Source organism: Ureibacillus yapensis, assembly GCF_003515775.1.
Classification (GTDB): Bacteria; Bacillota; Bacilli; order Bacillales_A; family Planococcaceae; genus Ureibacillus; species Ureibacillus yapensis.
This window is the reverse complement of the sequence record NZ_QWEI01000010.1, coordinates 111,614-127,967: the sequence shown is the minus strand read 5'-3', so window position 1 is coordinate 127,967 and position 16,354 is coordinate 111,614. Positions and strand designations below refer to the sequence as shown.

At 39.9% G+C, this 16,354-nt stretch carries 14 protein-coding genes; 13 read left to right on the top strand and 1 reads right to left on the bottom strand.

Going from position 1 to position 16,354, the window contains the following annotated elements; all coding sequences use genetic code 11:
- Positions 1–63 precede the first annotated feature (63 nt).
- Positions 64–453, top strand: a complete 390-nt coding sequence (locus D1B33_RS15635; protein ID WP_118877335.1) for an FxsA family protein — start codon at positions 64–66, stop codon at positions 451–453.
- Here the strand turns inward: D1B33_RS15635 and D1B33_RS15630 are convergent.
- The gene (locus tag D1B33_RS15630) at positions 437–1,354 is read right to left on the bottom strand and encodes an AI-2E family transporter (RefSeq protein WP_118877366.1); all 918 of its coding nucleotides are present in this window, start codon (positions 1,352–1,354) and stop codon (positions 437–439) included. The two genes, D1B33_RS15635 and D1B33_RS15630, sit on opposite strands and share 17 nt — an antisense overlap.
- A 298-nt stretch (positions 1,355–1,652) precedes the next feature.
- Between D1B33_RS15630 and citZ the strand changes: the two genes are divergently transcribed.
- The 12 genes from citZ to D1B33_RS15570 all read left to right on the top strand — a co-directional run bounded on the left by citZ (position 1,653) and on the right by D1B33_RS15570 (position 16,348).
- On the top strand, positions 1,653–2,768 hold the full coding sequence (gene citZ / locus D1B33_RS15625) for a citrate synthase (RefSeq protein WP_118877334.1): 1,116 nt from the start codon (positions 1,653–1,655) through the stop codon (positions 2,766–2,768).
- An 80-nt stretch (positions 2,769–2,848) separates the two neighbouring features.
- Positions 2,849–4,114: an NADP-dependent isocitrate dehydrogenase gene (icd, locus tag D1B33_RS15620; RefSeq protein ID WP_118877333.1), complete on the top strand. Its 1,266-nt coding sequence runs from the start codon at positions 2,849–2,851 to the stop codon at positions 4,112–4,114.
- 161 nt (positions 4,115–4,275) lie between these two features.
- The gene (gene mdh, locus D1B33_RS15615) at positions 4,276–5,214 is read left to right on the top strand and encodes a malate dehydrogenase (RefSeq protein WP_118877332.1); all 939 of its coding nucleotides are present in this window, start codon (positions 4,276–4,278) and stop codon (positions 5,212–5,214) included.
- Positions 5,215–5,540: 326 nt separating this feature from the next.
- Positions 5,541–6,254 carry a response regulator transcription factor gene (locus tag D1B33_RS15610; RefSeq protein ID WP_118877331.1) on the top strand — a complete coding sequence of 238 codons (714 nt, stop codon included), beginning with the start codon at positions 5,541–5,543 and terminating at the stop codon, positions 6,252–6,254.
- Positions 6,251–7,696 (top strand): two-component system histidine kinase PnpS, encoded by a 1,446-nt coding sequence (gene pnpS / locus D1B33_RS15605; RefSeq protein WP_118877330.1) that lies wholly within the window; start codon positions 6,251–6,253, stop codon positions 7,694–7,696. The genes D1B33_RS15610 and pnpS overlap by 4 nt, the downstream gene beginning before the upstream one ends.
- A 285-nt stretch (positions 7,697–7,981) precedes the next feature.
- Positions 7,982–8,419, top strand: a complete 438-nt coding sequence (locus D1B33_RS15600) for a DNA polymerase I (protein ID WP_233549506.1) — start codon at positions 7,982–7,984, stop codon at positions 8,417–8,419.
- Between the two features lie 143 nt (positions 8,420–8,562).
- Positions 8,563–11,190: a DNA polymerase I gene (polA, locus tag D1B33_RS15595; RefSeq protein WP_118877329.1), complete on the top strand. Its 2,628-nt coding sequence runs from the start codon at positions 8,563–8,565 to the stop codon at positions 11,188–11,190.
- Positions 11,191–11,202: 12 nt separating this feature from the next.
- Positions 11,203–12,075 carry a bifunctional DNA-formamidopyrimidine glycosylase/DNA-(apurinic or apyrimidinic site) lyase gene (gene mutM, locus D1B33_RS15590; protein WP_118877328.1) on the top strand — a complete coding sequence of 291 codons (873 nt, stop codon included), beginning with the start codon at positions 11,203–11,205 and terminating at the stop codon, positions 12,073–12,075.
- A 13-nt stretch (positions 12,076–12,088) separates the two neighbouring features.
- Entirely contained in the window at positions 12,089–12,682 is a 594-nt protein-coding gene (gene coaE / locus D1B33_RS15585; protein WP_118877327.1) for a dephospho-CoA kinase, read from the top strand.
- A 298-nt stretch (positions 12,683–12,980) separates the two neighbouring features.
- Positions 12,981–14,000: a glyceraldehyde-3-phosphate dehydrogenase gene (locus tag D1B33_RS15580; RefSeq protein WP_118877326.1), complete on the top strand. Its 1,020-nt coding sequence runs from the start codon at positions 12,981–12,983 to the stop codon at positions 13,998–14,000.
- 483 nt (positions 14,001–14,483) lie between these two features.
- Complete coding sequence (gene nrdR, locus D1B33_RS15575; protein WP_118877325.1) at positions 14,484–14,954, top strand: transcriptional regulator NrdR; 471 nt, start codon at positions 14,484–14,486, stop codon at positions 14,952–14,954.
- Between the two features lie 20 nt (positions 14,955–14,974).
- The gene (locus tag D1B33_RS15570; protein ID WP_118877324.1) at positions 14,975–16,348 is read left to right on the top strand and encodes a replication initiation and membrane attachment family protein; all 1,374 of its coding nucleotides are present in this window, start codon (positions 14,975–14,977) and stop codon (positions 16,346–16,348) included.
- Positions 16,349–16,354: the final 6 nt, after the last annotated feature.

The following is a 16,354-nucleotide window of genomic DNA, read 5'->3' as shown; positions in this document are numbered from 1 at the left end:
AACTTTCCGCCTAGTTATTCGTAAATAATATAGAAGTCATTTTAATTATATGGAGGTTACTCTTTGAGAAAAATATTTGGTCTCTTGTTCGCAACAGTATTGGCGGAAATTGCCGTTTTTATTATAGTCGGAAAAATGATCGGTGTATTTAACACGTTGCTCCTTATTCTTCTAACAAGTGTAATCGGCGCAATTGTCGCCAAAAAACAAGGCATGCAGTCATTGCACAATATGCGTGATAACATGTCAGCTCGGATATTGCCGGGCGTAGCACTGATTGATACATTCCTTATCTTTTTGGGCGGAATTCTTTTGGTAACTCCCGGATTTATAACAGATTTTGCAGGTTTCGCCCTCATTATTCCGTTTACTAGAAAACTGGCGAAACCTGCCATTTATACTTGGTTAAGAAAGAAAATGAAAAATGGACAACTGTTCATGATTCATCGATAGATTTTTGCTTGATTTTCACGGCAATGAGAAAAAGAAACGGGCTCAGCAAAATTCCATAAAACCCGAACAGCAAAATCGATGCAGCACTTATAAAAAAAGTATGAACCGTACGCAAATGAAAAGTGGATGCCCATAACAACGACTCTGCGATTTGTCTTGTCAGCTGGATGAAAATATAAAGAACGATCAATGCAAAACAGAGAAATTTTTCTCCAATGGTAAAGAAATAAATCGCAATCGGAATCAGGAACAATCCTATACCGAAAAACGGGAGGGCATCTGCTAACGATATTAAAAAAGACTTATTAATCGGATGTTCAAAATGTAAAATTGCTAGTCCCAAACTTAACAAGAAAAAAGTAATGATAAACAATTGAAACTCAACATAGATGAAGTAGCCAAACAAACTTGTTGCTTTTATATAATACCCTTTCCATTCTTCACGATATTGTTTCGGAACGTAGATAAAGAACCAATATCGATTTTTGCGCGATTCAAAAATGGAGAAAAAGAAAGCCACGATAAAGATAAATAATTCAATAATATAAGACAATAAATCTTGCAATACATTGGCAATTCCAATAATGGCGCTATCAACATAGGAAAGAGATTTATTGAAAATCGTCTCCAGCAGAATATGGTCACCGGAGTTTAGTATGTCCAAATTTTCAACTTGAACTTTTAATTCCGGATAAATCGAGATCACGCTTTGCACTGTTATATAAAAGAAAGTATAAGCAGAAAAAAAGATGGCGGCGGAAATAAGAATTGCACTTAATATAAAAGGCATTTTTAAATGTTTAGTACATAGGTGGATGAGGGGATATAGAAAATAGGCACAAAAGATTCCGAGAGAAACGGGCAAGATGAGCCAAAGAATTACAAAATATAGGAGAAGCATCAAATACTTCAGGTTATTTTTGTAGGGTAAAACATTGAATTTATTCGATTGCAAAGTTACCACCTCTATTTTATGTAATTCAACTCTCGTTAAAATCTGAATATTCTCTTTTAAACATTTTTTCCATTATCTATTCGAGTTTTTCTTAAATTATTTCAATTTCATTCACAAAGCCGTCAAAATTTATTATAATAGCAATGTAAGCGATTTACTTATAGGTTCATATGAGCAGAACTTTAGTGCTACATGTAAAAGAAAGCACTTACAAGTAAAATATTTTAAGAGGGAGCGATTTTTTATGACAGCAACACGCGGTTTAGAAGGTATCGTAGCTGCAGAAACAAAAATCAGTTCAATTATCGACGACACACTTACATACGTTGGTTATGATATTGATGATTTAACTGAGAACGCTACATTTGAAGAGGTAGTGTATTTACTTTGGCACACTCGTTTACCTAAAGCGGACGAGCTAGCTGAGTTAACGAAACAATTAGCAGAGAATGCCGAAGTACCTCAAGCGATCTTTGACCAATTTAAATCATACCCGCTGCAAACAGTACATCCAATGGCTGCATTACGCTCGGCGATTTCAACTCTAGGTGTATTTGATGAAGAAGCAGATGATATGTCTCCAGAAGCGAACTATCGCAAAGCAATTCGTCTGCAAGCAAAAATTTCCACAATCGTAACTGGTTTCTCTCGTATCCGTAAAGGATTGGAACCAATTGCACCAAAACCTGAATTAGGATATGCTGCAAACTTCTTATATATGTTACATGGCAAAGAACCAGCTGAAATTGAAATCGAAGCATTCAACAAAGCATTGGTACTGCATGCCGACCATGAGCTAAATGCATCAACATTTACTGCTCGCGTTTGTGTAGCTACATTATCAGATATGTATTCTGGTGTTACTGCAGCGATCGGCGCATTAAAAGGTCCTCTACACGGTGGAGCCAACGAGCAAGTAATGAAAATGTTGTCTGAAATCGGTTCAATCGACAATGTTGAATCTTATATTCAAACGAAATTAGATAACAAAGAAAAAATCATGGGCTTCGGACACCGTGTTTACCGCAAAGGTGATCCACGTGCAAAACACTTGCGTGTAATGAGCGAAAAATTAACTAAATTAACTGGCAAACCAGAATTATACGAAATGTCCGTGAAAATTCATGACATGATTGTTGGGCAAAAAAATCTACCGGCAAACGTAGATTTCTTCTCGGCATCAGTTTATGATTCGCTTGGAATCGAACATGACCTGTTCACACCAATCTTCGCTGTGTCTCGTACTTCTGGCTGGATTGCACATATCCTTGAACAATATGCTAATAACCGCTTAATTCGTCCTCGTGCAGAATATGTAGGACCTGGAATGCAAAAATATGTTCCAATTGAAGAGCGCTAATTTTTAGATAATATGTTAAAATTGTCTAGGACTGTGAAAACCCACAGTCCTTGACTTATGAATATAGGGAGGCATCATTCATGACTAACGGTAAAATCGTAGTAGAAAACGGCGTACTAAACGTACCAAACAATCCAACAATTCCTTTCATCGAGGGTGACGGAATTGGTCCAGATATCTGGGCTGCAGCATCTCGAGTAATCGATGCAGCTGTTGAAAAAGCTTACAATGGCGAAAAGAAAATTGAATGGTTGGAAGTTCTTGCTGGAGAAAAAGCATTTAACCAAACTGGTGAATGGTTACCACAAGAAACTTTAGATAAAATCAACGAATATCTAATCGCTATTAAAGGACCTCTTACAACTCCAATCGGTGGAGGAATCCGTTCATTGAACGTAGCATTGCGTCAACAACTTGACTTATACGTATGCTTGCGTCCAGTACGTCACTTCGAAGGTGTTCCTTCCCCAGTTAAACACCCAGAAGATGTTGATATGGTCATCTTCCGTGAAAATACAGAAGATATCTACGCTGGTATTGAATATGCTCAAGGTTCTGAAGAAGTGAAAAAAGTGATCAACTTCTTGAAAGAAGAAATGGGCGTTAACAAAATTCGTTTCCCAGAAACTTCAGGTATCGGTATTAAACCAGTATCAGTAGAAGGTACAGAGCGTCTAGTACGTGCAGCAATCGAATACGCGATTAAACATAACCGCCCATCTGTTACTTTGGTACACAAAGGGAACATCATGAAATTCACTGAAGGTGGATTCAAGCAATGGGGCTATGATTTAGCTGAACGCGAATACGGCGATCAAGTATTCACTTGGGGCCAATACGATAAAATCAAAGAAGAACAAGGTACAGAAGCTGCCAACAAAGCACAAGACGAAGCAGTGGCTGCTGGTAAAATCATCGTAAAAGATTCAATCGCCGATATCTTCTTGCAACAAATCTTAACTCGTCCGAAAGAGTTCGATGTAGTAGCTACAATGAACTTGAACGGTGACTATATTTCCGACGCATTGGCTGCACAAGTTGGTGGGATCGGTATCGCTCCAGGAGCTAACATCAACTATGTAACTGGACATGCGATCTTCGAAGCTACTCACGGTACAGCACCAAAATATGCTGGACAAGACAAAGTAAACCCATCTTCTGTATTGCTTTCAGGCGTATTAATGCTTGAACACTTAGGATGGCAAGAAGCGGCAGATTTAGTAACTGCATCTGTTGAAAAAACAATCGCTTCCAAAGTTGTTACTTATGACTTCGCTCGTTTAATGGATGGCGCAACAGAAGTGAAATGTTCTGAATTCGCTAACGAGTTAATCAAAAACCTTTAATCTATAATTTAAATACGCATCTTTGACTAAAAGGGCAGCTTTTATGAATGAAGTAACCATACTTTATGATTGAAAGCTGCCCTTGTTTAGTTATTTCCATAGCAAGAGTACTATTTTAATAGAGCAATTTTGCCAAATAGCGAAATAAAGGGGCGTTATACATGTCGTTAAAGCGTAAAAAAATATCCGTAATCGGTGCTGGTTTTACAGGTGCAACAGCAGCATTTCTTGCAGCCCAAAAAGAACTTGGAGACGTAGTGTTGGTTGATATCCCGCAAGCAGAAAACCCAACAAAGGGAAAGGCGCTGGATATGTGGGAAGCGGCTCCTGTTCAAGGCTTTGATTCCTATGTAAAAGGGACATCCGACTATGTGCATACAGCAGACTCGGATGTCGTGATCATTACAGCCGGCGTTGCGCGAAAACCGGGGATGAGCCGTGATGATTTGGTGCAAATCAACCAAAAAGTAATGAAAAGCGTGGCAACAGAAATCGCAAAATACTCGCCAAATGCAATCATCCTGGTTTTAACAAATCCGGTAGATGCCATGACTTATACGGTCTTTAAAGAAACAGGATTTCCTAAAAGCCGTGTAATCGGCCAATCCGGCATCCTGGATACTGCGCGCTTTTGTGCCTTTGTTGCTGAAGAATTAAACGTCTCCGTAAAGGATATTAAAGGCTTTGTATTGGGAGGGCACGGGGACACAATGGTTCCATTAACTCGTTATTCTTATGCAGGCGGCATACCTTTAGAGATGTTGATTTCACCGGAACGACTCCAGGAAATCGTACAACGTACACGCGTTGGCGGTGGAGAAATCGTTAATTTGCTGGGGAATGGTTCGGCATATTATGCACCGGCAGCCGCCCTAATCGAGATGGCTGAAGCGATTATTAAAGACCAAAAACGAATCTTGCCTTCTGTAGCTTTTCTAGAAGGCGAGTACGGCTATGAAGGAATTTACCTAGGGGTTCCAACACTCCTTGGTGCTGACGGAATCGAGAAAATATTCGAACTCGAGTTAACGGAAAGTGAAAAAGCGGCGTTGGATGTTTCCGCGCAAGGTGTTAGAGATGTTATGGCTATTTTGGAATAGTGAAATGGAGGATGGAATCGGGTGGTAAATCCACCCGATTTTTTTATATCGGCTGATAGCGTTTGACAACCAACCAACCACCCATTAAAATCCCCGGATTCCAAGGGATGGAAGTTTATTGTAAAGGCCTTAAGTGTGTCTAGACGTTGTTATTTTCAGAAATAATTGATACTATGAAGATAGCTCTAACTAGCTCAGATATGCCTAGGCGTAAGTGATTGGGGTGCTGCAAAAAAGCAGCTACATAAAGGTTATAAAGACCGCCTGCTAGAGATGTTCTTTACTGATTTGAAATGGGGGTTTCAGATCATCATTGGAGGTAGTTTATGTCGAAAACAATTTTAGTCGTAGAAGATGAAGTATCAATTGCTACTTTATTAAAGTACAATTTAGAACGCGCAGGTTATGAAGTTTTGCTTGCACATGATGGGAAAGAAGGCTTTGACCTGGCAATTGAACATACCCCTGACTTATTATTATTGGATTTAATGTTGCCAACGATGGATGGTATGGAGGTCTGCAAAGAATTGCGCAGCCAGAAACGCAATATTCCTATCATAATGCTAACTGCACGTGATGACGAGTTCGATAAAGTGTTGGGCTTGGAACTGGGTGCAGATGACTATATGACAAAACCTTTTAGTCCTCGTGAAGTCATTGCTCGGGTAAAAGCGGTACTTCGGCGTTTCAACCCGGCTCCGCAGCAAGAATTTGAGGAATCCGAAAATACAGTCTATCAATTTGGCAAACTGCAAGTATATCCAAACCGTTTCGAAGCTTTCCTCGATGAAGATACAATTGAATTCACACCAAAAGAATTCGAATTGCTTGTTTATTTATTGGAAAACAAAAATCGTGTATTGACGCGCGATCAACTTTTAAGTGCGGTATGGAATTATGACTTTGCAGGCGATACGCGAATTGTGGATGTACATATCAGTCATTTGCGGGATAAAATTGAAGAAAATAGCCGTAAGCCGAAGTTTATCAAAACAATAAGAGGAATTGGCTATAAATTCGAGGAGCCAAAAAGCCTATGAAGGCATACCATAACCGATTATTTGTTGCCTTCATCCTATTAACCGGATGTATTTTCGCTGTCCTTGGCTTTGTCTTGGGTCAGCTTTTTCCTTATTTTATCGAAAACTTCCTCGAAAAAAATAATCTGGCAATCAATGCAGAAAAAATAGAACAAATCGATAAACAATTTACCTTTATCCTTATTTTTTTAATGGCCTTATCCTATGCATTGGTCGGTTTTGCAGCACATCATTTAATTCGTAATTTGCTGGATCCCATCGAAAATATCACCCTTACCGCGAAAGAGCTAACAAAAGGCAATTACCGCGCAAGGGCTTATGCGGTAGGACCGGCAAGCATTATCGAGCTTAGAAATTCGGTTAATGTTTTGGCTAGGAACCTACAAGAAATGGGGAAAATTCGGGAAATCGAAGAAGAACGTTTAAAAACGTTAATCGAAAATATGGGCAGTGCGCTGATCATGATTGATCGTGAAGCTACTGTTTCCATCGTGAACCGCCAATTTTTGGAGGGCTTCGAATTGTCCATCGATGAGGTGAAAGGCCGTAATTTCTTGACAATCGGATTGCCCAATGAAATCGAAAAATTTATCGATCATGTTTTTTTGACCGAGCAGCCTTATCGGAAGCAAATCGAAGTGGAAATCCATCAGGAAATCCAATATAAACAAGTGTACGGCGCCCCAGTCATGGGAGATCATGGCCGTTGGTTGGGTGTCGTCATCGTCATGCATGATATTTCCGAGTTGATTCGTCTGGAACAAATCCGCAAAGATTTTGTAGCAAATGTGTCTCATGAATTAAGAACGCCAATCACTTCCATTAAAGGTTTTTCCGAAACATTATTGGATGGCGCTTTTAAAGATGAAAAAATGCTTATTTCATTTTTGGATATTATCTATCAAGAAAGCTATCGCCTGCAAATGCTGATTCAGGATCTGCTCGAATTATCGAAGATTGAACAACATGGTTTCTCAGTCACCATTATGCCTTCCAGCCTGCAGGAAGTACTGATCCGTGCAGTGGAATTAACAAGCCCTAGACTGGATGAAAAAAACATGCAGTTTAACGTGGATATTAAGCGGGACGTAACTGTGATGGGCGACTTTAATCGACTGATCCAGATTTTTACCAATCTTATTGCCAATGCGATTACGTATTCTCCGGAAGATACAACGGTCACATTGCGTATAAAAGAAAATGATGAGTATGGAATCATTGAAGTAGAGGACCAAGGAATTGGTATTGAAAAAAGTGAGATTGCCCGCATTTTTGAGAGATTTTACCGGGTGGATAGAGCCCGCAGCCGAAATTCAGGCGGAACAGGACTGGGTCTCGCCATTGTTAAGCACTTGATCGAGGCGCATCAAGGAAAAATCAATGTAGAAAGTACCGTGGGGAAAGGGACTTGCATCAAGGTATTTATTCCATTGAAAAAATGAAATTAACAATATATTTACAATGTTGTTATGAAGTATTCATACTTCTACCATATGATTGTATATAGAAACCCCCCTGTTTCAGATTTAGTAATTAGGAAAACATAAATTAAAAAAATGTCCCCGTATGGGGCATTTTTTTTTGCTTACTTAGAAAAAAGCTGGTTTATTAATTGTCATAATTTCAAATAAATGGGTAAAAAGGCGCATAATTTACTACTTCCTATTAATAAATTTCTTGTTATAATAGTTACTTAGAAAGAGGAAAAGAGAAAGAGGGAATGAGTGTTGTTCAAACTTAATAAATTAATTCAAAATGTTCTCCTTGCATTTGTCATGGCCTGTTCGATTACTTCTATCTTTAAAGCAACTCCGTATTCTTGGTTAACTATTGACGTTTTACATATTCCGGTGATATTTATTGTTTTCTTGGTACTTACATATTTTATAGCAGAAGATGTTCGTGATACTTTTAAGAAGGTATTTCGATTCCAGCAAAGAAAAGACAAGCGCCCGATTTGGCAAGTTGGAGTGGGGATGATTTTCTACTTCTCCCAAGTTGGATTCGTGGAAGTGTTTGTACGGAATTTGATGGTATTTGATCTTGGGGGCATGCCAATGTATCTGGTATTTTCCTTCATGAATGCATTTTTGATGACAGTTATTTATGAAGAAATTTTCTATCCGAAGTTATCCAAAAACCAAACACCTAAATTGCATAACTAATCTATACCTTATATATAGCACGTATCGGTCGTTTTCAAACCGGTACGTGTTTTATAATGGAAAAAAGACGGGTGAAGAGATAAAGTTAGAAGAGAAAGTACATTCATCCAATCGACTAAGTGTGCGAAGAAGGAGAACAATTAATGGGTAAAGAGAAGGTATTATTGTTAGATGGAAATAGTTTGGCATATCGGGCATTCTTTGCATTGCCATTGCTGACAAATGAAAGCGGGATTCATACAAATGCAGTATATGGTTTCACGACAATGCTTCAAAAAATTTTGGAAGAAGAAAAACCAACAAAAATTCTTGTGGCCTTTGATGCCGGGAAAACAACATTTCGCCATGAGTCTTATGGCGAATATAAAGGTGGACGGCAAAAGACACCGCCCGAACTTTCGGAACAATTTCCTTACTTGCGAAAATTGATTGATGCATACCAAATCAAGCGATATGAAAAAGAGCTGTATGAAGCAGATGATATTATCGGTACTCTCGCGAAACAAGCGGAAACGGAAGATATGGACGTCATTATTGTTTCCGGGGATAAAGATTTAACCCAGTTGGCAACAGATCAAGTGACTGTATACATCACTAGAAAAGGCATGACGGACATAGAAAAATATACGCCATCCCATATTGAGGAGAAATACGGGCTATCGCCTCAGCAAATTATCGATATGAAGGGGCTGATGGGGGATACCTCCGATAATATTCCGGGTGTGCCGGGTGTGGGCGAAAAAACGGCCATTAAATTATTGAAAGAATATGGTTCTGTAGAAGCCTTATATGAACAAATCGACAACATGAAAAAATCAAAAATGAAAGACAAGTTAATCGAAAATGAAGAACAAGCCAAAATGTCCAAAAAGCTTGCCACGATTTTCACTGAAGCGCCAATTGATCTCAAATTGGAGGATATTGAATATCCAGGACCAAATGAAGAAGAGGTGCTGAATGTTTGGCAGGAGCTTTCCTTTAAGTCATTGATCGACAAAAGCGATTATAAAGTTGAAGAAAAAGAAACGGCGGAGATATCATTCGAAATCGTGAAAGACGTACCTGACGACATGTTGAAAGACGTGATGGCCGTGCATGTAGAAATGGAAAACGAACATTATCATACCTGCCTCATTCTTGGATTCTCTTTTACGGATGGCGAACGAACGTTTTATATAACGTTTGAAGACATGCAGCAAAGCGAGGCTATTAAGAATTGGCTGGAAGATGAGTCGAAGAAAAAATACATGTCAGATAGCAAAGCGGCGCAAGCCATATTAAAACGCGCCGGGATTGAGCTGCGCGGTGTGGAATTTGATTTGCTTCTTGCTAGCTATATCGTGAATCCGGCAATTTCAGGCGATGATGTAGCGACGCTTGCAAAAGAATTTGGCTACACGGATATACAAGCGAACGAAACCATATACGGTAAAGGTTCGAAATGGTCGGTTCCAAATGAGAGCACTTTAGCTGAGCATGTTAGCCGCAAAGCGTTTGCCATTTGGTCATTGCAGCCGATTATCGAAGAAAAATTGAAGGAAAATGAACAATTCGATCTGTATTACGATCTGGAGCTTCCGCTTGCATCCATCCTTGGCGCGATGGAAAGCGAAGGTATTAAAGTGGATATATCCACACTCGAGAAAATGGGTGGGGAGCTGGAAAAAAAAATTTCCGCCTTGGAAACAGAAATTCATGAATTGGCCGGGGAGAAATTTAATATTAATTCACCAAAACAATTAGGGGTTATTCTGTTCGAGAAGCTGGGACTTCCGGTCGTGAAGAAAACAAAGACAGGTTATTCAACGGCCGCCGATGTATTGGAAAAGCTGCAATCCGAGCATAAAATTGTGCAATATATCTTGGATTATCGACAACTGGCAAAACTCCAATCCACCTATATTGAAGGGCTGATCAAAGAAGTCCACCCTGAAGATAGCAAGGTGCATACGCGATTCCAGCAAGCCCTGACATCAACAGGCCGCTTGAGTTCAACCGACCCGAACCTGCAAAATATTCCGATTCGCCTGGAAGAGGGGCGTAAGATTCGCCAGGCTTTTGTGCCTTCTCAAGAAGGTTGGGTTTTATTTGCTGCAGACTATTCGCAAATTGAATTGCGTGTTTTGGCTCATATGTCCAACGATGAGGCATTGGTTGAAGCATTCAATGTGGGGATGGACATTCATACACGTACAGCCATGGATGTATTCCATGTGGAAGCCGATGAGGTAACTTCCAATATGCGACGTGCGGCTAAAGCCGTAAACTTCGGAATTGTATATGGAATAAGCGACTATGGGCTGTCGCAAAGCTTGAACATTACCCGCAAGGAAGCAGCACAATTTATTGATAAGTATTTGCATAGCTTCCCGGGCGTAAAAGAGTATATGGAAACGATTGTGCAAGAAGCGAAATTAAAAGGATTTGTAACTACGATTTTAAATCGCCGACGCTATTTGCCGGATATTACGAGCCGAAACTTCAATCTGCGCAGTTTTGCGGAACGTACGGCCATGAATACGCCAATCCAGGGCAGCGCGGCTGATATTATTAAAAAAGCCATGATCGACATGGATGCCCGCTTAAAAGAAGAAGGCCTTCAAACGAAACTATTGCTGCAGGTGCACGATGAATTGATTTTTGAAGCGCCAAAAGAGGAAATTGAACGATTGGAAAAAATCGTACCGGAAGTAATGGAGAATGCAATTCAGTTGTCAGTTCCATTGAAGGTGGATTTTGATTATGGCCAAACTTGGTACGATGCGAAATAAGGAAGTGGAAAAATGCCTGAATTACCGGAAGTAGAAGGAGTCGTTCGGGCACTCGCGCCAAAAGTTGAAGGGGATACAATTGTAAAAGTGGAACTTTCCAGCACGATTTATAACTCTTGCAGGGAAGGAAAGCAGTGTATTGTAAAAAATATAGAACCGCATCTTTTCGAAGAAGTAATGCAAGGGATGACAATCGAGAAAGTGGTCCGTCGTTCCAAATATATTTATTTCCATTTGCAAAAGGTCGAAGAAAAGTTCCTATTTGTCAATCATTTGGGGATGACGGGTGCTTGGTTTGTTGTACAAACTTTGGATGAAATCAGGGAAGAAAAGTTTCGGAAACATGTACATGCCATTTTTACACTCCATACTGGAGAGCTGCTTGTATATGCGGATATTCGGCGTTTTGGGGAGATGCGCTTTATAAAAAAAATTGAAGAGCATCCGCCTCTACTTTTAATGGCCCCTGAACCTTTTGACGAGCACGCGTGTGAATTCTTTTTGCAAAAGTGTGAGTTGCCAAAATATCAAAACAAGCCGATTAAAGAAGTAATCATGGATGGACAAGTGATTTCTGGCTGCGGAAATATTTATGCAACCGAAGCTTTATTTAAGATGGGAATTCACCCTGCCCGAAAAGCAAATCGTATAAGCAAAATGAGAAAAGCAGAATTGTTTAACACAATCCGCACGATTTTGCAGGAAAGTATCGAAATGGGCGGGTCTACCATCTCGGATTATCGCAATATCAACGGTGAAGCGGGAGGTATGCAGCATCGTTTGAAAATGTATGGAAAGAAAGTTTGCCCAACATGCGAAAGTGCCACAAAGTCATTGATCATCGGTGGGCGAACTTCGGTTTATTGTCCAAAATGTCAACATTAAAGGTGTGTGTAGTATGATTATTGGTTTAACCGGCAGTATTGCGAGCGGTAAAAGTACGGTCGCAAAACAGTTAAAGGAATATGGGCTGCCAATTGTCGATGCGGATGAAATCGCCCGACTTGTCGTGGAGCCGGGAACACCAACCTTGCATAAAATTGCCGAGGTGTTTGGTGAAGAAGCTCTAACCCAGGATGGACGGATGGATCGCCAAAAAATCGGCTCGATTATTTTCCATGATGAGGAAAAACGAAAAGCTTTAAACAGCATTATTCATCCTGCTATTCGGCAGGAAATGCTTCGTCAGCGGGATGAATATCTCGATGCCGGTGCCAAAACAGTGGTGATGGATATTCCGCTGCTGTTTGAAAGTAAATTGCAGCATTATGTCGAGAAAATTCTGGTCGTTTCTGTATCGGAAGAAACGCAGTTGAAACGGTTGATGGCACGAAATGGGCTAAGTCAAGAAGATGCAAACGCACGCATTCATTCACAGCTTCCAATGTCGGTGAAGGAGCAGGGAGCGGATGCCGTAATTGATAATAACGGAACAATAGAAGAAACCCTGCAGCAATTGGAAAATATTCTTCGCGGTTGGAACGTTTTGTAACACATTGTGTTTTACTAATTGACGAACTATCGGTTCAAATAGGCTATACCAATTAAACGGCTTAATAAAAGCCGTTTTTTTGTGCACCAAAAACTATAAAATCCGCCATCATCCGAATAAACTAGCATAATAGAATGTTTTTATTGGTTTAAGCGACTAAAAAAGCGGGTAAATGTTTTTTGAAAATAAAAACTTTTCAAATGTGTTTAAATTATGTTCACCTTTTCTTTTAATGTGTTATACTATTTAAGAGAATAAGTATAACAATCTTAACTGCGCATACGGGAGGATAATTATAATGACAGTTTCTATTGCTATTAACGGATTTGGTCGTATCGGACGAATGGTGTTCCGTCAAGCAATTCTTCAGGATGATTTAAATATTGTGGCGATCAATGCAAGCTATCCAGCGGAAACATTGGCACATCTAATTAAATATGACACAAATCACGGAAAATTCGATGGTACAGTGGACACACTGGAGGACGCTTTAATCGTCAACGGAAAGCGTGTTCAGCTGATTAATGAACGTGATCCTTTAAAATTGCCTTGGAAAGCATTGGGTGTAGATCTCGTTATTGAAGCAACTGGTAAATTTAATGAGCGCGACAAAGCGGCAATGCACCTCGAAGCAGGCGCTAAAAAAGTAATTCTAACGGCACCGGGCAAAAACGAAGATATTACGGTTGTAATGGGTGTGAATGACGAATTGCTGGATATTGATCAGCATGATGTGATTTCCAATGCCTCTTGTACAACAAACTGTCTGGCTCCGGTAGCAAAAGTTTTAAATGATACATTTGGTATTGAAAGTGGTTTAATGACGACAGTTCATGCCTATACGAATGACCAAAAAAATATTGATAATCCACATAAAGATTTACGCCGTGCCCGTGCATGTGCAGAAAGCATTATTCCAACTTCCACTGGAGCAGCAAAAGCATTAGCCCTTGTACTTCCTGAGTTAAAAGGAAAATTGCATGGCATGGCTTTGCGTGTACCTACTTCCAACGTTTCGCTTGTTGACTTGGTAGTAGACCTGAAGAAGGATGTAACGGCAGAAGAAGTAAACGAAGCGTTCAAAACGGCAAGCCAAGGTCCACTAAAAGGGATTCTAAACTTTACAACGGAACCATTAGTTTCGACTGACTATAATACAACTACGTATTCCTCCACTATTGATGGTCCGCTCACAATGGTGATGGGTACTCGTAAAGTGAAAGTGCTTGCTTGGTATGACAATGAGTGGGGCTACTCGGCGCGTGTAGTAGACTTAACAAAGAAAATCGTTCGTGCTTTAGAAGCGGTTGTTGCATAATACCCCGTAGTAAATTGAACAAGTATTTAAGATAGGATAGGAGTTAACTCTCTTATCCTATTTTTATATTTAAATCTATCTTGTCGTATTTATATATTGGACAGCTTTCCGCTTGACTCTCGCGAAACTGTCCCATAACTCTTGCTTATGGGACGACTTGTAGCTGCTCTTTCTCCACAAAAAAATTATTGCCACAGGACATTGCCTTCTTATCTCAATTTCTTGGTTTCAATAGGTGGTTCAAACCCCTGATGAATGAAATTTGATAAAAAAGATTTTTTTCTCTTGAGAAATATATTAAAATAGTATATTGCATATATAAATTGAATCCGATTTTTCTATAGAAAGAAGATTTGTTATAATATTAGTAGTAGATTGGGTGATTGCGTTTCTATTAGCGATCTGCCCAAGTTAGCACTTGTGCAAGACTAGGAGCCAAAATGGTTTCCGCCAGTCTAAATTGAGTGAGACGGGAGAAAAAATATGAGATGTCCAGCTTGTCAATATAATGGAACACGTGTTGTGGATTCGAGACCTGTTGATGATAACAAGGAAATTCGACGCCGCCGGGAATGCGAGTCATGCGGGTTTCGATTTACAACATTTGAAAAAATAGAAGAAACACCCTTGATCGTTGTTAAAAAAGATGGTTCCAGGGAAGAATTTAGTCGAGAAAAAGTATTGCGTGGACTTATTCGCGCGTGCGAAAAACGTCCAGTGTCGTTGGAAACATTGGAAGGAATCGCTTTATCCGTTGAAAAAGACCTTCGCAGAATCGGAAATCCCGAAGTGCGTTCCGAAGATGTGGGCGAAATGGTCATGAATTTACTGGCAAATGAAGATGAAGTGGCCTATGTGCGTTTTGCATCGGTATACCGCCAATTCAAGGATATCAACGTTTTCTTCTCGGAATTAAAAGAATTGCTTCATCGCCAGACAGACTTGAAAAAGTAATCAAAAAGGGAGGGAATTAATTGGTTCATTTGTATAAAGAAGTACAGCCAGCGGATCATTTTGAAATTAGTCTCCCTCATTTTCTTTCAACGAACGAACGTCAATTATTGACGCTATTTTATCAACCTCTTACAGGACCGGAACCAATTAGTCTTTATCTGACTTTATGGGCTGAAGGGGAAGATTTACACACTCAACCCATGACGCATTATTATTTGATGAATGTGTTGAATATGCCGATCGGGAAAATATTTGAAGCGCGAATTGCCTTGGAGGCGATTGGCTTGCTTCGAACATGGAGAAAAGATGATGAAGATAGCCGCCGATTTATTTATGAACTAACTCGACCGCTTGATGCCCATTCTTTTTTCCAGGATCCCTTGTTATCAATGTTTTTATTTTCCAAGATAGGGGAACAGGCCTATCGAAAATTACGCAGGCGGTTTACGAGGGCGATCAATAAGGAATCGTTCAAAGAGGTCTCCCGTTCGTTCATGGATGTGTATAAACCTGTACATACAAACGTACCGCAGGATTTTGGTGCCATAGATAAACATCAATCCATACAGAATTACCCTTTTTATTATGAACAATTCAATTTTAATTTGTTCATGTCCGGCTTATCAGAAAACTTGATTCCGGCTAGCAGCATCACAACGGAAGTGAAAGAAGTGATTGCCAAGCTTGCTTTTCTTTACAATTTAACGCCGATTGATATGCAGAAAGTTGTTATTTTGGCACTGGATGACAACATGCAGATTTCCACGGACCGTTTGAAGAAAGCTTGCGCGGATTATTATAAATTAACCGTTTCCAAGGATGCTCCAAAACTGGAAAAGACCTTTGTTCCGGAAAACGCCCAGATTCCACAAAAGGCATCCAAGGAGCAAGAACTTCAGAACTATTTGGAAACAACGCCACCGCTTCAAGTATTGCGTGACATTAATAATGGTAAAGAGCCGTTGCCTTCTTCGGTAGAGTTAGCAGAGGATTTGATCATGAAACATGGAATGCCGGTTGGCGTTGTCAATGTCCTGCTTGAATACGTCATGCTTACAACCGATATGAAACTTCCACGCAAATATGTGGAAAGAATTGCGGACCATTGGATGAGGAAAAATCTAAAAAGCGCCAAAGAAGCCATGGAGCTTGCTCGCACTGAGCGTGATCAGTACACAAAATGGAAACAAGAAAATGATAGTAAGCAGCAACCGGCCAAATCAAACAATTATAAGCAGCCTCGTGGTAGTAAGGAAATTATCCCGGAATGGTTTTATAAACGAAATGAAAAAGAAGAAACAGAAAAGCCGGACGCTAACAAGCAAAAAGAATTTGAGGAACGCCGCAAAAAAATCCTGGAGGCGCTCGGACAAACGGAAGGAGAGGTGAAGTAAAATCGA